The sequence below is a fragment of the Citrobacter sp. Cpo037 genome (assembly GCF_030332945.1).
In the GTDB taxonomy this organism is placed as follows: Bacteria; Pseudomonadota; Gammaproteobacteria; order Enterobacterales; family Enterobacteriaceae; genus Citrobacter; species Citrobacter portucalensis.
On sequence record NZ_JAOWGW010000069.1, the window covers coordinates 222,855 to 244,549 of the forward strand.

The 21,695-nt window shown below is 53.2% G+C and carries 21 protein-coding genes and 1 other annotated feature; of the genes, 5 read left to right on the top strand and 16 right to left on the bottom strand.

Annotated features, from left to right (window positions below):
- Positions 1-2 precede the first annotated feature (2 nt).
- The 3 genes from OGX94_RS16720 to tal all read right to left on the bottom strand — a co-directional run bounded on the left by OGX94_RS16720 (position 3) and on the right by tal (position 3,086).
- On the bottom strand, positions 3-1,310 hold the full coding sequence (locus OGX94_RS16720; RefSeq protein ID WP_164563146.1) for an MFS transporter: 1,308 nt from the start codon (positions 1,308-1,310) through the stop codon (positions 3-5).
- A 124-nt stretch (positions 1,311-1,434) separates the two neighbouring features.
- Positions 1,435-2,022, bottom strand: a complete 588-nt coding sequence (mog, locus tag OGX94_RS16725; protein ID WP_257662282.1) for a molybdopterin adenylyltransferase — start codon at positions 2,020-2,022, stop codon at positions 1,435-1,437.
- Positions 2,023-2,132: 110 nt separating this feature from the next.
- Positions 2,133-3,086: a transaldolase gene (tal, locus tag OGX94_RS16730; protein ID WP_003829752.1), complete on the bottom strand. Its 954-nt coding sequence runs from the start codon at positions 3,084-3,086 to the stop codon at positions 2,133-2,135.
- Positions 3,087-3,359: 273 nt separating this feature from the next.
- On the opposite strand from tal, the gene OGX94_RS16735 reads away from it, so the two are divergent.
- Entirely contained in the window at positions 3,360-4,790 is a 1,431-nt protein-coding gene (locus OGX94_RS16735) for an alanine/glycine:cation symporter family protein (RefSeq protein ID WP_257662281.1), read from the top strand.
- Between the two features lie 77 nt (positions 4,791-4,867).
- A complete protein-coding gene (gene yaaA / locus OGX94_RS16740; RefSeq protein WP_032942329.1) occupies positions 4,868-5,641 on the top strand; it encodes a peroxide stress protein YaaA in 774 nt (257 codons plus the stop codon).
- An 84-nt stretch (positions 5,642-5,725) separates the two neighbouring features.
- On the opposite strand, the gene thrC is transcribed toward yaaA, so the two are convergent.
- The 6 genes from thrC to yjjY form a co-directional block, all read right to left on the bottom strand.
- On the bottom strand, positions 5,726-7,012 hold the full coding sequence (gene thrC / locus OGX94_RS16745) for a threonine synthase (RefSeq protein WP_063941079.1): 1,287 nt from the start codon (positions 7,010-7,012) through the stop codon (positions 5,726-5,728).
- A gap of 3 nt (positions 7,013-7,015) precedes the next feature.
- The gene (thrB, locus tag OGX94_RS16750; protein ID WP_257662280.1) at positions 7,016-7,945 is read right to left on the bottom strand and encodes a homoserine kinase; all 930 of its coding nucleotides are present in this window, start codon (positions 7,943-7,945) and stop codon (positions 7,016-7,018) included.
- Position 7,946: 1 nt separating this feature from the next.
- Positions 7,947-10,409: a bifunctional aspartate kinase/homoserine dehydrogenase I gene (thrA, locus tag OGX94_RS16755; protein ID WP_003829761.1), complete on the bottom strand. Its 2,463-nt coding sequence runs from the start codon at positions 10,407-10,409 to the stop codon at positions 7,947-7,949.
- A 23-nt stretch (positions 10,410-10,432) separates the two neighbouring features.
- Positions 10,433-10,559: a sequence feature (Thr leader region), on the bottom strand.
- The gene (thrL, locus tag OGX94_RS16760) at positions 10,489-10,554 is read right to left on the bottom strand and encodes a thr operon leader peptide (protein WP_032337689.1); all 66 of its coding nucleotides are present in this window, start codon (positions 10,552-10,554) and stop codon (positions 10,489-10,491) included. It overlaps the preceding feature by 66 nt.
- 206 nt (positions 10,560-10,765) lie before the next feature.
- Positions 10,766-11,452: a tRNA/rRNA methyltransferase gene (locus OGX94_RS16765; protein ID WP_003829762.1), complete on the bottom strand. Its 687-nt coding sequence runs from the start codon at positions 11,450-11,452 to the stop codon at positions 10,766-10,768.
- Positions 11,453-11,851: 399 nt separating this feature from the next.
- Positions 11,852-11,992 carry a YjjY family protein gene (yjjY, locus tag OGX94_RS16770; RefSeq protein ID WP_042998021.1) on the bottom strand — a complete coding sequence of 47 codons (141 nt, stop codon included), beginning with the start codon at positions 11,990-11,992 and terminating at the stop codon, positions 11,852-11,854.
- Between the two features lie 95 nt (positions 11,993-12,087).
- Here yjjY and arcA point away from each other — a divergent pair, with 95 nt between their 5' ends.
- Positions 12,088-12,804 carry a two-component system response regulator ArcA gene (arcA, locus tag OGX94_RS16775; RefSeq protein WP_001194359.1) on the top strand — a complete coding sequence of 239 codons (717 nt, stop codon included), beginning with the start codon at positions 12,088-12,090 and terminating at the stop codon, positions 12,802-12,804.
- A 60-nt stretch (positions 12,805-12,864) separates the two neighbouring features.
- On the opposite strand, the gene creD is transcribed toward arcA, so the two are convergent.
- The 4 genes from creD to creA are packed head-to-tail and all read right to left on the bottom strand — an operon-like array spanning position 12,865 to position 16,883.
- Positions 12,865-14,226 carry a cell envelope integrity protein CreD gene (gene creD / locus OGX94_RS16780; protein ID WP_286569613.1) on the bottom strand — a complete coding sequence of 454 codons (1,362 nt, stop codon included), beginning with the start codon at positions 14,224-14,226 and terminating at the stop codon, positions 12,865-12,867.
- Between the two features lie 57 nt (positions 14,227-14,283).
- Positions 14,284-15,708: a two-component system sensor histidine kinase CreC gene (creC, locus tag OGX94_RS16785; protein ID WP_003829926.1), complete on the bottom strand. Its 1,425-nt coding sequence runs from the start codon at positions 15,706-15,708 to the stop codon at positions 14,284-14,286.
- Positions 15,708-16,397 carry a two-component system response regulator CreB gene (creB, locus tag OGX94_RS16790; RefSeq protein WP_003829928.1) on the bottom strand — a complete coding sequence of 230 codons (690 nt, stop codon included), beginning with the start codon at positions 16,395-16,397 and terminating at the stop codon, positions 15,708-15,710. Before creB ends, creC begins: the two co-directional genes overlap by 1 nt.
- Positions 16,398-16,409: 12 nt before the next feature.
- The gene (creA, locus tag OGX94_RS16795) at positions 16,410-16,883 is read right to left on the bottom strand and encodes a protein CreA (RefSeq protein WP_003018998.1); all 474 of its coding nucleotides are present in this window, start codon (positions 16,881-16,883) and stop codon (positions 16,410-16,412) included.
- Positions 16,884-17,094: 211 nt separating this feature from the next.
- Between creA and robA the strand changes: the two genes are divergently transcribed.
- Positions 17,095-17,964: an MDR efflux pump AcrAB transcriptional activator RobA gene (gene robA / locus OGX94_RS16800; RefSeq protein WP_003829933.1), complete on the top strand. Its 870-nt coding sequence runs from the start codon at positions 17,095-17,097 to the stop codon at positions 17,962-17,964.
- Here the strand turns inward: robA and gpmB are convergent.
- Positions 17,961-18,608, bottom strand: coding sequence for a 2,3-diphosphoglycerate-dependent phosphoglycerate mutase GpmB (gene gpmB / locus OGX94_RS16805; RefSeq protein WP_003019006.1), 648 nt, complete (start codon positions 18,606-18,608; stop codon positions 17,961-17,963). The genes robA and gpmB overlap by 4 nt on opposite strands.
- 52 nt (positions 18,609-18,660) lie before the next feature.
- On the opposite strand from gpmB, the gene yjjX reads away from it, so the two are divergent.
- Positions 18,661-19,176: an inosine/xanthosine triphosphatase gene (yjjX, locus tag OGX94_RS16810; protein ID WP_063941076.1), complete on the top strand. Its 516-nt coding sequence runs from the start codon at positions 18,661-18,663 to the stop codon at positions 19,174-19,176.
- Positions 19,177-19,231: 55 nt separating this feature from the next.
- On the opposite strand, the gene trpR is transcribed toward yjjX, so the two are convergent.
- Complete coding sequence (trpR, locus tag OGX94_RS16815; RefSeq protein WP_003837292.1) at positions 19,232-19,558, bottom strand: trp operon repressor; 327 nt, start codon at positions 19,556-19,558, stop codon at positions 19,232-19,234.
- Between the two features lie 89 nt (positions 19,559-19,647).
- Positions 19,648-21,585, bottom strand: coding sequence for a murein transglycosylase (sltY, locus tag OGX94_RS16820; RefSeq protein WP_063941075.1), 1,938 nt, complete (start codon positions 21,583-21,585; stop codon positions 19,648-19,650).
- Positions 21,586-21,695: the final 110 nt, after the last annotated feature.

A 21,695-nucleotide genomic window follows, 5' to 3' on the forward strand; every position in this document is an offset into this window, starting at 1 on the left:
CCTTACAAGCGCTGTAACTCTCCCTGTACGCTCGTATCGCGATGATAAATATCCTGTCGCAGCCAAATCCCCAGACCTAACCCCACCAGCGATAACGCCAGCACATACCAGGCCGGAGCCATTGGCGACACGCTCATTAACATCGTCACGGCGATTGGCGTCAGACCACCAAAAATGGCGTACGACACGTTGTAAGAAAAGGAAATTCCGGTAAAGCGGACCTCCGCCGGAAACGCCCGCACCATCACATAAGGCACAGCCCCCACCACACCAACGCACAACCCTACCAGCCCGTATAACAAGAACAAGTGCTGAGGATGGCTGCCGGTCAGATGATAGAAAAACCAGCTTGAACAGGCCAGCAACAGGCTGCCGACAATAAAGGTTTTGCTGGCGCCGACCCGGTCGACAATATACCCGGCCAGCAGACAGCCGACGCACAGCATAATGGTGGCGACACTGTTGGCCTGTAACGTTAGCGCGGGTGCAAAACCATACTGCTTCTGCAACCAGACTGGCGACATCAGGATCACCACCACAATCCCGGCCGATAACAGCCAGGTCAGCAGCATGGAAATAACCACCGCTTTTTTATGCTTGCTCACCACCGACTTCACCGGTAGCTCTTGCGCCAGCGCTTTACGCTGCTGCATTTCGAGGAAGATGGGCGTTTCCTGCAACCAACGACGCAGGTACATCGCCACCAGCCCAAACACGCCCCCCAGCAGGAACGGGATACGCCAGCCGTAGTCATGCACCGCCTGCTGCGTCAGGCTGGTATTCACCAGAGTTGCGACCACCGATCCCAGCAGAATCCCCACCGTCAGCCCGGCGGTCAGCGTGCCACAGGCAATGCCGATGCGGCGCTCCGGTACGTGTTCCGCCACGAACACCCACGCGCCCGGCACTTCTCCGCCGATGGCTGCGCCTTGCAAAATGCGCATCAGCAGTAACAGCAGCGGCGCGAGGATCCCCATTGAGGCGTAGGTAGGCAAAAGACCAATCGCCAGCGTCGGTATCGCCATCAGCAAAATGCTCAGGGTGAACATTTTCTTACGCCCGACCAGATCGCCAAAGTGCGCCATGATGATGCCACCCAGCGGACGCGCCAGATATCCGGCGGCAAAAATGCCGAAGGTTTGCACCTGACGTAGCCATTCAGGAATGTCTGCCGGGAAGAAGAGTTCGCCAACAACAGCGGCAAAGAAGACGAAGATAATGAAATCATAAAACTCAAGCGCACCGCCGAGGGCAGCAAGCGTAAGAGTTTTATAATCCTGGCGATTCAGCGGTCGAGTGTGTTGTGACATAGCAAACCATGAGTCAGTGGAGTTATTGAATCTGTCAGCCGATATATGTAAAGCAAAAATTACTATATCGTAAACAATTCAATACTCCACTGTCATTGGCACTTATGTCACGATCGGGCTACTTTCAGGCGTTTATATCGCGGATTGCGCTTTTAGGACGAAAAGATGCTACAACAGCCTGTGCGGTTTCCACATACGGTCCATCCAGCAACTGTATACAATACGGTACACTTGCAAATATACCCGGCACGATAATCTTACCGTCGGCATCTTTCACGCCTTCCAGCGTTTCTTTGATCGATTTCGGCTGCCCTGGCAGATTCAGGATCAACGCCTGTTTGCGAATCACACCAACCTGGCGGGAGAGAATAGCCGTTGGCACAAAGTGCAGGCTTATCTGGCGCATCTGCTCGCCAAAGCCCGGCATCTGGCGGTCGGCTACGGCCAGCGTGGCATCAGGCGTTACATCGCGGCGGGCCGGACCCGTTCCGCCGGTAGTCAGCACCAGATGACAGCTCATTTCATCCACCAGCTCACATAAGGTCTGTTCGATGATCGCCTGTTCATCCGGGATCAGTCGCGTTTGCAGCTCAAAAGGGGTGGTAAGGGCAGATGCCAGCCACTCTTCAAGGGCCGGGATGCCTTTATCCTGGTAAACGCCGCTGGAAGCACGGTCAGAAATGGAAACCAGGCCAATGCGTAAAGTATTCATGATTATTCCGTTTAAACAGTCTCGTTAAACAGAATGATACACTGCGAAGGGAAGGACAGACAGGTTTCAGAAGAGGTAGCGTGACCCCTGTCAGGGCCACGCGTTAATGATTACAGCAGATCGCCGATCATTTTTTCCAGTTTACCCTGGTCTACAGCAAACTTACGGATACCGTCCGCCAGTTTGTCTACAGCCATCGGATCCTGGTTGTGCTGCCACAGGAACTCAGCTTCAGTGATACGTGCAGGGCGCGCTTTCACTTCGCCGGAGAAGGACAGTTTACGTTCGATAGTGCCTTCGCTTTCCGCCAGCTCTTTCAGCAGTGCCGGAGCAATCGTCAGACGATCGCAGCCTGCCAGCTCAATGATTTCGCCGACGTTACGGAAGCTCGCACCCATCACCACGGTTTCGTAACCGTGCTGTTTGTAGTACTCGTAGATTTCCGTTACGGAAACCACACCCGGATCTTCTGCCGGTGCATACTCTTTCTTGTCAGTGTTGGCTTTGTACCAGTCCAGAATACGACCAACAAACGGAGAAATCAGGTATACGCCAGCTTCTGCACATGCGCGCGCCTGCGCGAAGGAGAACAGCAGAGTCAGGTTACAGTTGATACCTTCTTTTTCCAGCTGCTCAGCGGCACGGATGCCCTGCCAGGTTGAAGCCAGTTTGATCAGAATGCGATCGTTGCTGATGCCAGCATCGTTGTACATTTTGATCAGACGTTTTGCTTTCGCGATGGACGCGTCGGTGTCGTAGGACAGACGAGCGTCAACTTCAGTAGAAATACGACCCGGGACCAGTTTCAGGATCTCCAGACCGATATTTACTGCCAGTTTGTCGGTCGCGTCGACGATCTGCTGTGCGCGATCGTTGCTCTGCTGCTTAGCCCAGGCTACAGCATCATCAATCAGCTTGCGGTATTCTGGGATCTGCGCTGCGTTAAGAATGAGAGAAGGGTTAGTTGTGGCATCCTGAGGCTGATACAGCTTCATTGCCGCGATGTCTCCGGTGTCGGCCACTACTGTGGTGAACTGACGAAGGGAGGTCAATTTGTCCGTCATGATAGCGATTCTCTTTAAACAGCTTGTTAGGGGGATGTAACCGATCTTCCCTGATGATAGCACGACGCACTCTCAGCGCAACCGCCTGGATTGTCCGACCCGCTGCTCAGCCCTGATTACGCATCTCACAGCCCGTGATGCGCAATTAAAGATATACCCATTGTTATGGTAAACTCCCGCAATCAATCACCTTATAAGGTATATACTGGTCGATAATTGGTAGCGCTTACACGGGATTATTCGCGCTTACCGGCATCAACAAGAGGGATGTTAATGCCTGATTTTTTCTCATTTATTAATGAAATACTCTGGGGATCGGTGATGATCTACCTCCTGCTTGGCGCAGGATGTTGGTTCACCTGGCGTACAGGGTTCGTGCAGTTCCGCTATATTCGCCAGTTTGGCAAAAGTCTTAAAAACAGCATCAGCCCGCAGCCGGGCGGTTTAACTTCCTTTCAGGCATTGTGCACCAGTCTTGCCGCGCGCGTCGGTAGCGGAAATCTGGCAGGTGTGGCGTTGGCGATCGCCGCCGGCGGCGCGGGAGCCATTTTCTGGATGTGGGTCTCGGCGGTCATTGGTATGGCAACCTCATTCGCTGAGTGCTCACTTGCCCAACTGTATAAAGAGCGCGACAGCAAGGGACAGTTTCGCGGCGGTCCTGCATGGTATATGGCCCGTGGGCTGGGCATGCGCTGGATGGGCGTGCTGTTTGCCATCTTTTTACTCATTGCCTATGGCCTGATTTTTAACAGCGTTCAGGCGAACTCAGTCTCTCGTGCGCTGGATTTTGCTTTTGATATCCCTCCCCTCTTCTCCGGTATCGCACTGGCAATCGCGTCATTAGTGGTCATCGTCGGCGGCATTAAAGGCGTCGCACGCCTGATGCAATGGTTTGTTCCGATGATGGCGCTGCTGTGGATCGGTTGTAGCCTCGTCATCTGCCTTTGGCATTTCGGACAGCTCCCCGGCATTATCATGACCATCATAAAAAGCGCCTTTGGCTGGCAGGAGGCCGCGGCCGGTGCCGCCGGGTATACGCTGAGCCAGGCTATTGCCAGCGGCTTTCAACGCGGTATGTTCTCTAATGAAGCCGGAATGGGCTCAACCCCGAACGCAGCTGCCTCGGCAGCATCCTGGCCGCCACACCCTGCAGCACAAGGCATTGTGCAAATGATTGGTGTATTGGGCGATACGCTAATTCTTTGTACGGCCAGCGCAATGATTATTTTACTGGCGGGTAATGGCACCACTTATGTGCCAATGGAAGGCATCCAGTTGCTGCAAAGAGCCATGGTCTCGCTGACGGGTGAATGGGGAGCCGGATTCGTGGCTTTTATTGTGATTCTGTTTGCCTTTAGCTCTATCGTCGCCAACTACATTTATGCGGAAAACAACCTCGTTTTCCTGAAGCTGGACAACATCCGCGTCATCTGGCTATTACGTATCGCTACCGTGAGTACCGTTGTTGGGGGAACGTTAGTCAGCTTCCCACTCGTCTGGAAGTTGGCCGACATCATTATGGCTTGTATGGCCATCACTAACCTGACGGCGATTCTGCTGCTTTCTCCGGTTGTCCATACCATCGCCAGCGACTATCTGCGCCAGCGTAAACTCGGGGTGCGCCCAGAATTCGATCCGCGCCGTTATCCTGATATCAGACAACAGCTTGCGCCCGATAGCTGGGATGAAACGCCGCGCGAATAGCGCGGCAATCGCAACCATCGATCAATTCAGTCGTTTTTTTTGCTAAAGTCGCAGTAAATTTCCTGCAAGGACTGGATATGCTGATTCTGATTTCACCTGCAAAAACGCTCGACTACCAAAGCCCGCTGGCAACGACACGTCATACGCTGCCCGAGTTGCTGGATCACTCTCAGCAGCTTATTCACGTGGCACGCCAGCTCTCTGCACCGCAGATTGGCAAGCTGATGGGGATTAGCGACAAGCTGGCGGATCTGAACGCCACCCGTTTCCATGACTGGCAGCCTGACTTCACGCCGGACAATGCACGTCAGGCCATCCTGGCGTTTAAAGGCGACGTCTATACAGGGTTGCAGGCTGAAACCTTCAGCGAGGCGGATTTCGACTTCGCTCAACAGCATTTACGGATGCTGTCCGGGCTATACGGCGTTTTACGTCCGTTGGATTTGATGCAGCCTTACCGTCTGGAGATGGGCATTCGTCTGGCCAATGCGAAGGGTAAAGATCTCTACCAGTTCTGGGGAGATACCATCACCGATAAACTTAACGAAGCGCTGGAAGCGCAAGGCGACAGCGTGGTGATCAACCTCGCCTCGGATGAGTATTTTAAATCCGTGAAGCCGAAAAAACTCAACGCTGAGCTTATCAAACCAGTCTTCCTCGACGAGAAAAACGGCAAGTTCAAAGTCATCAGTTTCTATGCCAAAAAAGCGCGCGGCCTGATGAGTCGCTACATTATTGAGAACCGCTTAACGCAGCCGGAACAATTGACCGCATTTAACAGCGAAGGCTATTTCTTTGATGAAGAAGCATCAGGAAACGGCGAACTGGTATTTAAACGCCACGAGCAATAGTAAAAAGGCCGGATGACGGCTAACGCCTTATCCGGCCTACAGATTTTGTCGGCCCGCTAAGCAAAGCGCCAGCGGGCACAACCATTACCCGCGGGTCATCATCAGCTTACGCAGTTCAGCAAAATCAGCAGGCAGGTGATGAGAAAGCAGCGGCAGATCCGCGCGTTCCGCCAGTTCTTTTGGCAACGCCAGCGTCAGGTCAAGAATCTCTTCAACGCTTTCTTTAAACTTCGCCGGATGCGCAGTACCAAGGAACAAGCCATACTCGCCAGGGTTTAGCTGGTCACGCAGCGCGCGGAAAGCCACCGCCGCATGCGGTTCTGAGGTGTAGCCCATCTCATGTAACTCACGCATCGTGTCCTGAGTCGTGGCATCGTCAACGGCGGCATAACCCAACTCATTCAGACGCCAGATTTTACGGCGGAACAGTTCTTCCACGCGCGGCCAGTTGTTCGGCTGGCTGACATCCATCGCATTCGACAACGTCGCCTGAGTCGCTTTCGGTGCCCACTCACCTTCTGCAAGGAAGCGCGGAACCGTATCATTAACGTTAGTCGCCGCGATAAAACGCTTCACCGGCAAGCCCAGTGATTTCGCCAGCAGCCCGGCAGTCAGATCGCCAAAGTTACCGCTGGGAACGGAAATCACCAGTTGATTACGCGCCTCTTGCGGCAGTTGAGCCACAGCCTCAAAGTAGTAACAGATTTGCGCCAGCAGACGGCTAATGTTAATTGAGTTAGCCGAGTTCAGTCCCAGAGCCACCTTCAGCTCTTCGTCATCAAACGCCTGTTTCACCAGCGCCTGGCAGGCATCAAAATCGCCATCAATAGCCACAGTTTCAATGTTACCGCCCAGCGTACAGAACAGTTTTTCCTGTAATGGGCTGATCTTGCCGTTCGGGTAAAGGATCACCACGCGCACATTTTTCAGGCCATAAAAGGCATGCGCAACGGCCGCCCCGGTATCTCCGGAGGTCGCCGTCAGAATCGTTACCGGTTTGTCGCCACTAATGTGCGTCAGCATCTGCGCCATAAAGCGCCCGCCAAAGTCTTTAAATGCAAGCGTTGGGCCGTGGAACAGTTCCAGACAGCCGACATCCGCGGCAACCTGAGCAACCGGTGCCGGAAAGGCAAATGCCGCACGCACGCGCTCTTCCAGAATTTCCTGAGGGATCTCATCACCAATAAATGCGGACAGGATCTTCGCACTGCGGCTAACGAAGTCCTGCTTCAGCATCTCATCCACTTCTGTCAGATTGAATTCCGGTAGATCGTGCGGAAAAAACAATCCCTGATTCTTGCCCAGTCCTTGCGTAACAGCCTGTGCAAAGCTGACCTGTTCGTTGTGATCTTTCAGATTATACAGTTTCATTGATTATCCCAGTACCCGTGCGCCCGCCGTGTCCAGCCGGCAAATATGAACAAAGCCTTCCTGATTTTGCAGGTAATTTTTACCCAGCCAATCTGCTACGCGCTGTGCCGTATCCGGCTTATCGCACAAGGCGAACAGCGTCGGCCCAGACCCAGATATACCGCTGGCCAGTGCGCCAATTTCGGCTACCGCCTGACGCGCCTGGCTAAAGCCTGGCAGCAAGCGGGTACGATACGGCTCAGCAATGACATCTTTCATCAGCTTCGCGGCCAGAAGAGGCTGACGGGAATAGCAGGCATGGATGAATCCCGCCAGATGCCGCCCGTGAGCGATACAGTCCTGACGGCGATACTGCGCTGGGAGAATCGCCCGCGCTTCAGCCGTCGACACTTTAATCCCTGGATACGCCAGTACCCACAGCCACTCATCAAAGCCTGGCACCTGCTGGCTAATAATGCCGTTTTCTTCAATCATTAACTGCATACCGCCCAAAAAGCACGGGGCGACGTTATCGTAATGAATACTGCCGGAGATACGTCCTTCAAGTTCGCCCATTATCGCTAACAGGCGCGTATCGTTGAGCGGCTTACCGCAATGTTCGTTCATAGCGACTAACGCCGCCACGACGGAACAGGCGCTGGAGCCTAACCCGGAGCCAATCGGCATATTTTTTTCCAGCGTCATCGCCACCAGAACGGTTTTACCCAGCTCCTGGCAGAATCGCTCCCAACACTGGTAGACAATATTTTCACGTGGCTCGGACGGCAGCTTATTGGCAAAGCGCCCAAGGTTGTTCAGGCTAAACTGGTCAGCCGCCTCAACGGACACCACATCACCCAACAGCGAACCATCCACCGGAGTTACCGCCGCACCGAGGACATCAAACCCGACGCTCATATTGGCACTGGAAGCCGGGGCATAAACTCTCACCATGTCAGACTCCTAACTTCCATGAAAGGGTGCGTAGCAGGTCGGCAAAGACGCCAGCCGCCGTCACATCGTTACCCGCGCCATATCCGCGCAGAACCAACGGTAACGGCTGATAATAGTGGCTATAGAACGCCAGCGCGTTTTCACCGTTTTTCACTTTAAACAGCGGATCGTTGCCGTCTACTGCATCAATTTTCACGCGACAAACGCCGTCCTCTTCGATATTGCCAACATAGCGCAATACTTTTCCCTCATCACGGGCTTTCGCCACGCGCGCGGCAAAGACGTCATCCAGCTGCGACAATTTCGCCATAAACGCGGAAACATCACCGGAGTCATCAAACTCTTTTGGCAGGACCGGCTCAATGACAATGTCAGAAAGCTCCAGCTCACGACCGGTTTCACGGGCCAGGATCAGCAGCTTACGCGCCACGTCCGTACCGGAAAGATCGTCACGCGGATCGGGTTCGGTATAGCCCATTTCACGCGCCAGGGTGGTGGCCTGCGAGAAGCTCATGCCTTCATCCAGCTTGCCGAAAATAAACGACAGTGAGCCAGAAAGGATGCCTGAAAAACGTTGCAGTTCATCACCTGCGCTGAGCAGATTTTGCAGGTTTTCAATAACCGGCAGGCCCGCGCCCACGTTGGTGTCGTACAGGAATTTACGACGTGACTTCGCGGCGGCAAAACGCAGCTGATGGTAGTAATCCATCGACGACGTGTTGGCCTTTTTGTTCGGCGTAACCACATGGAAGCCTTCGCGCAGGAAGTCGGCATACTGGTCTGCTACCGCCTGGCTTGACGTACAGTCGACAATCACCGGATTGAGCAGATGGTATTCTTTCACCAGACGAATTAAGCGCCCAAGATTGAAAGGCTCTTTCGCGCTCTCCAGCTCCGACTGCCAGTTTTCCAGATTCAGACCGTGGACGTTGGTCAGCAGGGCCTTCGAGTTCGCCACGCCGCACACACGCAGATCGATATGTTTCTTTTTGAGCCAGGTTTGCTGACGTTTAAGCTGCTCCAGCAGCGCACCGCCCACGCCGCCTACGCCAATCACAAACACTTCAATCACCTGGTCGGTGTTGAACAGCATCTGATGGGTAACGCGTACGCCAGTGGTCGCGTCATCGTTATTCACCACCACCGAAATAGAACGCTCAGACGAGCCCTGGGCGATCGCTACAATATTGATGTTCGCCCGAGCCAGCGCGGCAAAGAACTTCGCCGAGATGCCGCGCAGGGTGCGCATACCATCGCCAACGACCGAGATGATGGCCAGACGCTCAGTCACCGCCAGCGGCTCCAGCAGGCCTTCTTTCAGTTCGAGATAGAATTCATCCTGCATGGCGCGTTGCGCACGCGCGCAGTCGCCCTGCGGGACGCAGAAGCTGATGCTGTATTCGGAAGAGGATTGGGTGATCAGCACTACCGAGATGCCCGCACGCGACATTGCGGCAAAAACGCGCGCCGCCATGCCCACCATACCTTTCATTCCAGGGCCGGAAACGCTAAACATCGCCATGTTATTGAGGTTAGAAATACCTTTTACCGGCAAATCATCGTCATCACTGCTGGCACCGATCAGCGTGCCGGGCGCTTGCGGATTGCCGGTATTTTTAATCAGGCACGGGATCTGGAACTGGGCAATAGGGGTAATGGTGCGCGGGTGCAGCACTTTAGCGCCGAAGTAAGAAAGCTCCATCGCTTCCTGATAAGACATTGACTTCAGCAGTCGGGCGTCGGGTACCTGACGCGGATCGCAAGTATATACGCCGTCGACATCGGTCCAGATTTCACAACAATCGGCACGCAAACAGGCGGCCAGTACGGCGGCAGAGTAGTCAGAGCCGTTACGCCCCAACACCACTAACTCACCTTTTTCATTTCCGGCAGTAAACCCTGCCATCAGAATCATGTGGTCCGCAGGAATACGGCTGGCGGCGATGCGGCGCGTAGATTCGGCGATATCAACGGTAGATTCGAGGTAATGGCCGACAGCCAGCAATTTCTCCACCGGGTCGATGACCGTTACGTTATGCCCGCGTGCTTCCAGCAGGCCGGCCATGATAGCAATCGACATTTTTTCACCACGGCAGATAAGCGCGGCATTGATGCTGTCCGGGCACTGTCCCAGCAGGCTGATGCCGTGCAGGACGTGCTTAATCTGAGCAAATTCTTGTTCAACAAAGGCTTTGAGCTGCGCCAGCGGAAAACCAGGTTGCTCGGCGGCAAGACCCACCAGCAGCTCGGAGAAAATGCGTTCGGCATCGCTGATATTGGCTAAAGCATCCTGACCACCGATGGTCTTCTCAATCATTGCCACCAGATGGTTGGTAATTTTTGCGGGGGCAGAGAGAACGGTCGCGACCTGCCCCTGTCTGGCATTGCTTTCCAGAATATCGGCAACCCGCAGAAAGCGCTCTGCATTTGCCACTGATGTACCGCCGAACTTCAACACTCGCATGGTTTACCTCATTGCCTTTTGTCGAAAAAAAAGCCCGCACTGTTTAGGTGCGGGCTTTTTCTTGTGTTTCCTGTACGCGTCAGCCCGCACCGTTACCTGTGGTAATGGTGATGGTTGTAGTAATGGTGATGCTGATGCGTTTCATGATGTTGTGTGCTCTGTAATTATTTATTATCTGTCCTGTATTCTTTTAGGGTTAAAGTATCTGCTGACCTAAGTCAATAAATTTTTAAATTGATCACATTCCGAAACTTGTTCATGAGCGACTGCTTGCCCTTTTACTTTCAACCAATACAGCATGTCGAGCCCACTTGAACCAAGATCAAAACACTACAAAACAAAAATTATTCAACATTTTATTTTGTGATGTTTTTTTCAATATCATGTAAAAAACGGTGCAACATTGCCGTGTCTCGCTGCCCCAACAGACCCATTCGCTGTTGCAACCAGTCCGTCAGCTTGATGTCGTCAGAAACGTTCAGCGTGGCTAATAAACGCAAAACGCGCGCACGCAATGCCTGCAGCTGAAGCTCATCCGTCACCTCAACGTTTTTGGCCGGTTGTTGTATTAAACCTGCTAATTGATAGCAATACACCATCACCGCCTGCCCCAAATTGAGTGAAGGATAGTCAGCGACCATCGGTACACCAGTGAGTACATCTGCCAGCGCTAATTCTTCATTGGTCAGCCCCGAATCTTCACGACCAAACACCAGCGCAGCATGTTCCATCCACGTGGATTTCTCCTGTAACAGGGGAACCAGTTCGACCGGGGTGGCGTAATAATGGAACTTCGCCCGGCTACGCGCGGTGGTCGCAACGGTAAAATCAACGTCGTGAAGCGCATCGGCTAACGTTGGAAAAACGTTAATATTATCAATAATGTCGCCCGATCCATGCGCGACCCATCGCGTGGCGGGTTCCAGATGCGCCTCGCTGTCAACGATACGTAATTGAGTGAATCCCATGGTCTTCATCGCACGGGCAGCCGCGCCAATATTTTCCGCTCTGGCAGGGGCAACCAGAATAATTGTTAAACGCATTTCGATACTCTTTTTGGTCAGTCTGCAAGTAATAATGTGACGCACATCAACATATTACGCAGCGCAAATTTACATTTTTTTAACAGAAGTCACTGAAAAAGGATTTCGCATCCGGTAAAAAATGCTAAACTATTTCCAAACTGTACTATTGCTTTTTATGTTAACAGAAGTTGTATATCCCTCTGTTTATCCATGATAATTTATTTTAAAATGGATCGCATTGGTTGGATTCATTACATTTATTAATTAGCTCGTGCAACTAGTTGTAATATTGCAATTTTGTGATGAAAGCAAACATTTGGATACGTTGATTTCATCAAACTGTTAACGTGCTACAATTGAACTTGATATATGTCAACGAAGCGTAGTTTTATTGGGTGTCCGGCATGTCTTAGCCTGTTATGTTGCTGTTAAAATGGTTAGGATGACAGCCGTTTTTGACACTGTCGGGTCCAGAGGGAAACTACCCACGACCAAGCTAATGATGTTGTTGACGTTGATGGAAAGTGCATCAAGAACGCAATTACGTACTTTAGTCATGTTACGCCGATCATGTTAATTTACGGCATGCATCAGGCAGGTCAGGGACTTTTGTACTTCCTGTTTCGATTTAGTTGGCAATTTAGGTAGCAAACATGCAGACCCCGCACATTCTTATCGTTGAAGACGAGTTAGTAACACGCAACACGTTGAAAAGCATTTTCGAAGCAGAAGGCTATGATGTATTCGAAGCGACAGATGGCGCGGAAATGCATCAGATTCTCTCTGAATATGACATCAACCTTGTAATTATGGATATCAATCTGCCTGGGAAAAATGGCCTCCTGTTAGCGCGCGAACTTCGCGAACAAGCTAACGTTGCGTTGATGTTCCTGACGGGCCGTGATAACGAAGTCGATAAAATTCTCGGCCTCGAAATCGGCGCAGACGATTACATCACCAAGCCGTTTAACCCGCGCGAACTGACTATCCGTGCTCGTAACCTGCTGTCCCGTACCATGAACCTGGGTACTGTCAGCGAAGAACGCCGTAGCGTCGAAAGCTACAAGTTCAACGGCTGGGAGCTGGACATCAACAGCCGCTCTCTGATTGGTCCTGACGGCGAGCAGTATAAACTGCCACGCAGCGAATTCCGTGCAATGCTTCACTTCTGTGAGAATCCGGGCAAAATCCAGTCTCGCGCAGAACTGCTGAAAAAAATGACCGGTCGCGAACTGAAGCCGCATGACCGTACCGTTGACGTGACTATCCGCCGCATTCGTAAACATTTCGAATCTACGCCGGATACGCCAGAAATCATCGCCACCATTCACGGTGAAGGCTACCGTTTCTGCGGCGACCTGCAGGATTAATTCAATCCTTACAGGTAAAAAAACGGCGCATTATGCGCCGTTTTTCATTTCACCACAGCCCTATTTCCATAAGCGAAACTCGTCACTCTGCGCAGGCTGAGGCTCCGGAATTTCTGTCGGCTTTGGTTTTGGCTGTGCCAGCGAGTGCCAGTCAAGATGACGCGTCAGGAACATCACGCCACACAACGCCACCAACAGCACGCCGGTTCCCAGCAGTAAAGAGCTGTCCTGTGAACGTAGCAGCACCCACATCACCCCATCCAGCCCCAGTAGCGCCACGGTGAATAAAATACTGTTCCGCCAACTCTGTAATATCGCCTGCAGATACACCCCGTTCATCAACGCCCCCACCAGGCTTGCCGTAATCCACGCCGCCGTAAAACCAATGTGCTCAGACAATGCCAGTAGCAGCAGATAAAACATCACCAGCGATAGCCCCACCAGCAGATACTGCATCGGGTGCAGACGCAGGCTGGTCATACTTTCAAGCACGAAGAAAGACATAAAGGTCAGTACAATCAGCAGGATGGCATACTTGGTAGCCCTGTCCGTTAACTGATACTGATCCGCTGGCGTGGCGACGGCAACGCTAAATGCAGGCATTCCCTTCCAGCCAATCTTTTCGCCATCAAAGCGTTTGCCGAGGTTATTCGCGAACCAGCTGCTCTGCCACTGGGCCTTAAATCCTGATTCGCTGATTTCGCGCTTCGCCGGGAGGAAATCCCCCAGAAAGTTGGGATGCGGCCAGTTGCTGGTTAAAGTCATTTCACTGTTACGGCCAACCGGAACAACGGAGAAATCTCCTGTTCCGCTCAAATTCAACGACAGCGCCATGCTCAGGTTTTGCTCCGCCCAGCTCGCGTCAGGTAGCGGAATGTGGATCCCTTGAGCCCCTCCATCCAGCCCCGTCCCTGGCTCAACAGCCAGTGATTCCCCATTGATCTGCGGCGCTTGCACCACACCGATCCCGCGCGCATCCCCCACGCCAACCACGATAAACGGTTTGCCGACGCTGACGTTGGGATGGTTTAAATCACGCAAACGTTCAGCGTTAAACTCGGCCTTCACCGAGAGTTCATTGTGCCAGACCTGGCCCTCATAAATGCCGATTTTACGCGCTTCAACGTTCTGATTCCCCTCAACCACCAACGAATCCGGCAGCCAGAAATGGATATAGCTGCGCTTACGCTGGATCTCTTTGCCATCATCCAGCGAGGTGTAAAGCTCTGTCACCGGAATGGCTATCAACGGCCCGACCATCTTTTGCGGCCCGCTGGTGCTCTGGCGGATAGCATCTTCGACTTCATCACGATAATCCGATCGCTCAACGATTATCTGCCTGACCATCGTCAGTGGTATTAACAGCAGTATTATGGCGCCGCCTAAGGTGACGATTTTCCAAAACAGGGGTGATTTAAACATAGCGTTCTCCTTTGCAATATCAGCAAGGTAGAACAGCTATGTGCGGAGAATTTGAAGTTATGTGAAGTGACGGTGAAGCGTAAACGAGGCCTGTGCGCCGCCCTCTGGTCGGTTAGATAATGTCACCGTACCTTCATGCAATCGTGCAACTTCACTGACAAACGCCAGCCCCAAACCGCTGCTCTTGTGTCCATTCTCGCGGGGCAGCGAGTAGAAGCGCTCAAAAATACGCGGCAATGCAAAATCAGGGATGCCGCTACCGCTGTCGGTAACCTGCAATGTGACCCGCTCCTCCTGCTGATGCGCGCTCAGCGTAATCGTCCCGTCCTGTGGCGTGAAGTCGATAGCATTGTCGAGTAAATTCCCCAACGCCTGCTCCAGTAACGCAGGATCGGCAGCGACGCTAAGCGATGAAGGCAAAATGGTCAGCGTGATGTTTTTTGCCGCCAGTTGCACGCTACGCGCCTCTTTGAGCTGAGCAAATAGCGTATCTACCTCCACCGCCGTCAACGTAACGTCCTGTCGATTCTCCAGTCGCGCCTGGCGCAGCAAAGTTTCGACCAGCGCCTGCATACGCGCATTTTGCGTCAGAATATTATCGGTAAAACGCGCTACCACGTTTGGCGGCGGGCCTTCTCGCAATATCTCTGCCGCGCCACGAATGGCCGCCAGCGGACTTTTCAGCTCATGCGTTAACGCGTAGACATACTGCTCAATGTAGTTCTTGCCTTCGAGCTTCAGACGCATACTTTCCAGCGCCTGCGCCAGTTTGCGTAACTCGCTGCTGCCTAAATCAGGCAGTGGGACGGGGCGATTCTCGGTAACGGAGTCGGCATAACGCGCCAGCCGGGCAATAGATCGGTTTATCCACCATACCATCCCGAAGCCAATCACCAGGGCAATGCCCAGCAATACGGCGCTGGCCCACAGCATTCGCCGTTCACTGCGTTTAATCACCGGTGCCATCGCCGCATTTGGTTTGCCGACACTGAGCACGCCGATAATACGCCCACCGTCTACGATCGGCGCGGCAACGTACATCACCGAGCTTTCCGGATCGTTCGGGTTTTGCGGCGTACTGCGGGCGCCATACTCACCACGCAGCGTTAACCACACGTCGTTCCAGCGGGAATAGTCCTGACCGACGGCCTGGTTGGCGGAATCAAACAACACCTTGCCCTGCGCGTCGGTCATGTAGACATGGTATTCGTTACGCACTTTGTTAATGCCACTGATGTTGGCGTTAAATGGGCGGTTATGCAGCTGCGCAAATGCCTGCGCCAGCTTGCCGTTAGCCGGTGAGTCAGAGAGCACGTCATCACGCGCCAGTGCAGCCAGCAGCGTGGCGGTATCAATTAAAGTACCTTCAGTCGCCCGACGGACGCCTGGCTTAATTTCCTGCACAAAGATAGACAGAACAAACCAGGCGGCGACCGCGACAATCAGAAAATAGCCGAGCAGCAAACGCATGCCAATGCGCATCAGCAATTCCTCAGGCTGTATCCCATACCGCGATGTGTATTGATGGGGGAAAGCTCCGGATTGATAGCCCGCAGCTTGGCGCGCAGCGTTTTGATGTGAGTATCAACCGTTCTGTCAAAGGTATCCTGCGCGTCTGCCCAGACTAAATCCATCAGTTGCTGGCGAGAGTAAATACGTCCCGGCGACATCAGCAATGTTTTCAGCAGCAGGAATTCATAACGCGTCAGGTTCAACGGCATGCTGAACCAGGTAATCTGCGCGGCCAGCTCATTAAGTTCAAAATCCCCACAGCGTGTCATCGATGAAGGCGTGGAGAATTTTTGCACCCGCCGCAGCAGCGTACGCACACGAGCGCACACCTCGCGCGGCGAGAAAGGCTTGGCAACATAGTCATCTGCCCCAATTTCCAGCCCCAACAGGCGATCCACTTCATCGCTGCGCGCGGTCAGAAAAAGGATCGGCAGCGCCGGGTGGCGTTCCAGTAAACGTCGGCACAGTTCAAAACCGCTGATATCCGGTAGCCCGACATCCAGAATGATGGCATCAGGGCATTGCTGGCGAGATTTCTCCAGCACGGGAAATCCGCGCTCAAACGCCTCTACGCTAAACCCTTCCTGTTGCAGCATGTAGATAAGCGTATCAGCGATTCCCTGCTCATCCTCAACCAACCAGATCAACGGCTGTTGCATTGTGCTTCCTTGTTATTGCCGCCACGGCATGATGGGTACCGCACTGATGGCATTTTTGGGCGATCCATCGACAACTTTATCTGAATAGGCCAGATAGGCCAGCGCATTACGTTTCGCATCGTAAAAACGCACGACCTGTAAAGATTTAAACACCAGCGAGGTACGTTTCTTAAATACCACTTCGCCCTGAGCTTTACCGTTCTTGATTCTGTCGCTCAGTTCTACCGGCCCAACCTGCTGGCAAGAGATGGCGGCATCGGAAGTATCTTCCGCCAGCCCCAGTCCACCTTTGATGCCGCCGGTCTTCGCACGACTCACATAACAGGTCACATTGGTAACATCCGGATCGTCAAACGCTTCGACCACAATTTTATGATCCGGCCCAAACATTTTGAACACTGTATCGACAGATCCAATCTGCTCCGCATGGGCGACCTGCGCCAACATCAGCAGAATTGAGGAAATGACTAAGCTCTTATATTTCATATTGTTACCATTCTTAAAAGTTGTCCTGCGTAATTATTAAACATTCTAAGATAAAATGTATACAGATCACAGGATTACAATAATCACGCTTTCGTATGTCCGAAAAAAGCACTTATGAGCAAAAAAAACACTGAATGCTAAAACAGCAAAAAATGCTATTATCCTCATACCTGACGTCAGGTACTCGTTGTTGAAAGGATGAGGATATTTTATGGATCAGGCTGGCATTATTCGCGACCTATTAATCTGGCTGGAAGGTCATCTGGATCAGCCTTTGTCGCTTGACAATGTGGCGGCAAAAGCGGGCTATTCCAAGTGGCACCTGCAGAGAATGTTTAAGGACGTGACGGGCCATGCTATTGGCGCCTATATCCGCGCCCGTCGTTTATCGAAGTCAGCAGTGGCGCTGCGCCTGACTGCGCGTCCAATTCTGGATATTGCGCTGCAATATCGCTTCGACTCTCAACAAACTTTTACTCGCGCATTCAAGAAACAATTTTCGCAGACACCAGCGCTGTATCGCCGCTCCCCGGAATGGAGCGCATTCGGTATTCGCCCACCAATGCGACTGGGTGAATTTACAATGCCTGCACACGAGTTTGTCACCCTGGAAGATACGCAACTGCTCGGCACCACGCAAAGCTATTCCTGCTCGCTGGAACAGATTTCAGATTTCCGTCATGAAATGCGTATTCAGTTCTGGCGCGACTTCCTTGCTCAGGCTCCGGCGATCCCGCCAGTGCTGTACGGGCTTAACGAAACGCGTCCGAGCATTGAAAAAGATGACGAACAGGAAGTGTTTTACACCACAGCACTGACGCCGGAACAGGCCAATGGCTATGTGCCGTCGGCGCAGCCTATCCTGTTACAGGGTGGCGAGTACGTGATGTTTACCTACGAAGGGCTGGGAACCGGTGTGCAAGAGTTTATCCTGACGGTTTACGGCACATGCATGCCAATGCTGAACCTGACGCGCCGTAAAGGACAGGATATCGAGCGATACTACCCGGCAGAAGATGCCAAAGCGGGAGATCGCCCGATCAACCTGCGCTGCGAATTCCTGATTCCGATTCGCCGCTAGCGCTGCAGTTCATCCAACGCAGGGGCGTCCAGATGTGAGATGTCCCCTGCCGTTTCAACGACCCATCCCGGCGCCAGCCATAAGCTTTCCTGGTAATCAACGCGAGAAATAGAACAGTTGCGCAGACGCAAGCGACGTTCAGCCCATGCCGGTAATCCCAGAATTGTACTCACCAGGCAACCCAGCGCGATACCGTGACTGACCAGCAGCGGACGACTTCCCGGCGGCAATTCCAGACAGGATGCCAGCGCCGCGTTGACGCGATCGCTCAATTCCTGCATCGATTCCCCTTCCGGGATACGACCATCCACCGTGCCATTCACCAACTGGCGACGCCAGCCCTCTTCCTCTGGCGTCAGCGTATCGATGTGACGTTTTTCCAGCACTCCCATATTTAGCTCGCGCAGACGGGAGTCATAGGTGATATCACAGCCACAGGCCTGGGCGATGATTTCTGCGGTGCGTCGTGTACGACCAAGATCGCTACTGATGACATGCGTAATACCAAACGAGCGGGCGCGTTCACCCACCTGCATGGCTTGTTGTTCACCTTTAGCGGTTAGTGGGCTGTCTGACTGGCCTTGAATACGTCGCTCGGCGTTCCACTGCGTTTCGCCATGGCGAACAAGGTATACCTGTAACATGCTTTTTTTCCGTTATACTGCGATGCGATGAATTTTCAAACTGAGCTTAATTATGCACAAGGTTATCTCTGCGACCACCAATCCTGCCAAAATTCAGGCAATTCTGCGGGCATTTGAAGAGATTTTCGGGGAAGGATCCTGCCATATTGAACCCGTCGCCGTCGAGAGTGGCGTGCCGGAACAACCTTTCGGAAACCAGGAAACGCGCACTGGCGCACGAAATCGCGTTGTTAACGCTCGCCGCCTGCACCCGCAGGCTGATTTCTGGGTCGCCATTGAAGCAGGAATTGACGATGACGCCACCTTCAGTTGGGTGGTGATTGATAACGGCATTCAGCGCGGTGAAGCCCGTTCAGCCACGCTGCCATTGCCGACTGTCATTCTCGACAGAGTCCGCAAAGGTGAAGCACTCGGCCCGGTGATGTCGGACTATACGGGTATTGATGAAATTGGCCGTAAAGAAGGCGCAATCGGCGTTTTTACCGCGGGCAAGCTGACGCGCTCAAGCGTCTATCACCAGGCGGTGATTCTGGCGCTCAGCCCGTTTCATAACGCGGTGTATTTATAGCATTGTGCCGGATGTTCAATCGTAGGCCGGATAAGGCAAAGCCGCATCCGGCGGATCAATTTTTCCCGAGCAACACCTGTTCCAGCCACTGACGCAAATCCACCGGTGCGGATTTGAGGCTGTTCGACCCCCGCGTAATAGTGGCAATTCCCGCCCCGAGCTCGTTTTTAAGCTCACGCTGGCTCATCTCGCCGCGCAGCAGCTCTTCAATGATACGCACACGCGTGCCCAACGCTTCACGCTCATCCGGCGTTAACATCAAATTGAGCAGTGGCAGGTGTAAATCTTGTTCGTAGGCGTGTTTAAGCAGATCGACAAAACGTAACCACTCCTGGTGACGTTGTTCTGCCATCTCTGCTGAATAGGGTGATTGCTGAGTCATAAGATATCGCCATCGTTGCGGGGGAAGCGTGCTTGCTTCCCCCTTTTGTACTCTTTAACGAGTACGATAGCATAACACAATCGACACGATCAGTAACGACGTTGCCATTCTGCCTCGCTCATCAACTCCGGTTTATCGCCGAGGAAATAGCGATAGTACGCATCATAAGCCAGCACATTCTTCACGTAACCACGCGTCTCTGAGAATGGAATACTTTCGACAAACGCCACAGCATCAATGCGTCCAGCGCTATTGCCAAGCCAGGTGCGAACGCGCCCCGGACCGGCGTTATAGGCTGCCGACGCAAAGATGCGGTTATTGCCGAATTGCTGATATACGTACTGCAAATAGCTGGTACCAATGTTGATGTTGGTATCAGGATCCAGTAGCTGGCTCGGACTGCTGTAACCTGGAATCGAGAACATTTTCACCGTATGCGTCGCCGTGCCCGGCATAATCTGCATCAGCCCGCTGGCGCCGACCGGTGATTTCACTTTCGGGTTCCAGGCGCTTTCCTGACGCGCTATCGCCATCGCATAGCTTGGCTGAATATCCTTGCCGCTGGTGTAACGGGTAAACAGATCTTTATAGGCCAACGGGAAACGCTCTTCCAGATGATCCCACAGCTTACCGGCGATCGTCGCCTGAACGCTAAGATCCCACCAGTGATTGTTGAACGCGTAACGCGCCAACTGAGCCTGCTCGGACTTGGTACGGCTGGTGACCAAATTTGCCCATTCACTGCGCGCGGTATTATCCATGTTCCAGTACATTAGCTCGCGTACGCGTGCCATTTCTGGCCCCTGAGTCAGCGCAGAATCAACGTTCGCTGGCGCTTTATCCACTTTCAGCTCGTACTCTTCGCCCAGGCGCTGTGCCGCCACCATCGGATAGAAACCGCGTTGCTGCATGAGCTGGTGCAGGATCTCTTTGGCTTCCGCATCACGTCCGCGCTCCAGCAGCAGATCCGCCTGCCAGTAGCGCCACTCGTCTTTTTCTTTTGCTTCCATTGGCAGACGTGCCAGCCAGGTATTCAGGCCACGACGATCGCCGGTTCCCAGCGCCATGCGCACCCGGCGCTCCACAAGCGAGGTGGAATTGGAGCGCATAATCGCATCATCACGCCATTTGGCCTGCTCGTCGGTGACATCATTGCCCATCAGACGCCAGGCAACAATATCGCGCAGCTCCTGGGTTTGCTCATCATTAAGCTGTTGCGCCTGCACCAGGGACGGGATCATCAGGCGGGCGTTTTCCACATCCTGACGCGCCACGCTGGCAAAGGCGACCGCCGCCATCTGTCGGGTGAAATCCGTGGCGCCGGTGGTACGTGCAAAAGTCATCACCGAATTCGGATCGTTGGCCAGCGAGATGATCGCAGAGGCAATGGTTTGGTATTGCGCGGGCATCTGTCCGGCTAGCGCCGTCACCAGACCGGTATTCCCGGCTTTCATCGCCAGACGAATACGCTCCAGATACGCCAGCGGATCCTGAGTGCCTGAGGCGCGCCATACGCCAAATAATTTGTCACAGGCGTTCGGCTGACTTTTCCCGGTCAACCACAGCTCTTTCGCGCCCTGCCAGGCTTCTTCGGTTTGCCCGGTACTCCATTTCGCGAAGTAATAGTTACATTGAGCTTCCGTGGTACCCGGTTTTTCCGGGCTGAACGCCAGCAGTCCACGCCAGTCTTCGCGGCGCGCCAGTTCATTCACGAAACGCGATTGCAGCGTACGCGCAGGGGGCAGTGTCGGATTGGCACGCACAAAATTGGTAACGGTAATGGTGGGCTGATTCATCAGATCGTCAGTGATCTGACGATATTCCAGATACGGGTACAGAGGATAGTTCTTCAGGCCGGGCATCATCTGCTCTACGACATCCATCTGTCGGTTGTCCCAGGCTTGCTTGATTTGCGCATAACGATTGCGCTGCTCATCCAGAGAGTCGGCTCGCGCCACCTGACTGACCGTCAGCAGACATACGCTGGCTGCCAGCAGGCGCCAGGTAAATTGATTGGCTTTGTCCACAAGCTCTTCCTCTTCTCATGTTACGTCTGTGCAGCATCATGCCGCTTAATTAATTCATGCTAACCAGACATTGCAGAATGCGCCACGTCACGGACACTTTTTTACTTTTG

Bases quoted from the DNA above. Each gene is read 5' to 3' on its own strand.
- creA (WP_003018998.1), bottom strand. From the start codon at position 16,883: ATGAAATATAAGAGCTTAGTCATTTCCTCAATTCTGCTGATGTTGGCG.
- mog (WP_257662282.1), bottom strand. From the start codon at position 2,022: ATGAATACTTTACGCATTGGCCTGGTTTCCATTTCTGACCGTGCTTCC.
- thrA (WP_003829761.1), bottom strand. From the start codon at position 10,409: ATGCGAGTGTTGAAGTTCGGCGGTACATCAGTGGCAAATGCAGAGCGC.
- arcA (WP_001194359.1), top strand. From the start codon at position 12,088: ATGCAGACCCCGCACATTCTTATCGTTGAAGACGAGTTAGTAACACGC.
- creD (WP_286569613.1), bottom strand. From the start codon at position 14,226: ATGTTTAAATCACCCCTGTTTTGGAAAATCGTCACCTTAGGCGGCGCC.
- OGX94_RS16735 (WP_257662281.1), top strand. From the start codon at position 3,360: ATGCCTGATTTTTTCTCATTTATTAATGAAATACTCTGGGGATCGGTG.
- yjjY (WP_042998021.1), bottom strand. From the start codon at position 11,992: ATGACTAAAGTACGTAATTGCGTTCTTGATGCACTTTCCATCAACGTC.
- gpmB (WP_003019006.1), bottom strand. From the start codon at position 18,608: ATGTTACAGGTATACCTTGTTCGCCATGGCGAAACGCAGTGGAACGCC.
- trpR (WP_003837292.1), bottom strand. From the start codon at position 19,558: ATGACTCAGCAATCACCCTATTCAGCAGAGATGGCAGAACAACGTCAC.
- thrC (WP_063941079.1), bottom strand. From the start codon at position 7,012: ATGAAACTGTATAATCTGAAAGATCACAACGAACAGGTCAGCTTTGCA.
- robA (WP_003829933.1), top strand. From the start codon at position 17,095: ATGGATCAGGCTGGCATTATTCGCGACCTATTAATCTGGCTGGAAGGT.
- creC (WP_003829926.1), bottom strand. From the start codon at position 15,708: ATGCGCATTGGCATGCGTTTGCTGCTCGGCTATTTTCTGATTGTCGCG.
- tal (WP_003829752.1), bottom strand. From the start codon at position 3,086: ATGACGGACAAATTGACCTCCCTTCGTCAGTTCACCACAGTAGTGGCC.
- creB (WP_003829928.1), bottom strand. From the start codon at position 16,397: ATGCAACAGCCGTTGATCTGGTTGGTTGAGGATGAGCAGGGAATCGCT.
- thrB (WP_257662280.1), bottom strand. From the start codon at position 7,945: ATGGTGAGAGTTTATGCCCCGGCTTCCAGTGCCAATATGAGCGTCGGG.
- OGX94_RS16765 (WP_003829762.1), bottom strand. From the start codon at position 11,452: ATGCGTTTAACAATTATTCTGGTTGCCCCTGCCAGAGCGGAAAATATT.
- yaaA (WP_032942329.1), top strand. From the start codon at position 4,868: ATGCTGATTCTGATTTCACCTGCAAAAACGCTCGACTACCAAAGCCCG.
- yjjX (WP_063941076.1), top strand. From the start codon at position 18,661: ATGCACAAGGTTATCTCTGCGACCACCAATCCTGCCAAAATTCAGGCA.
- OGX94_RS16720 (WP_164563146.1), bottom strand. From the start codon at position 1,310: ATGTCACAACACACTCGACCGCTGAATCGCCAGGATTATAAAACTCTT.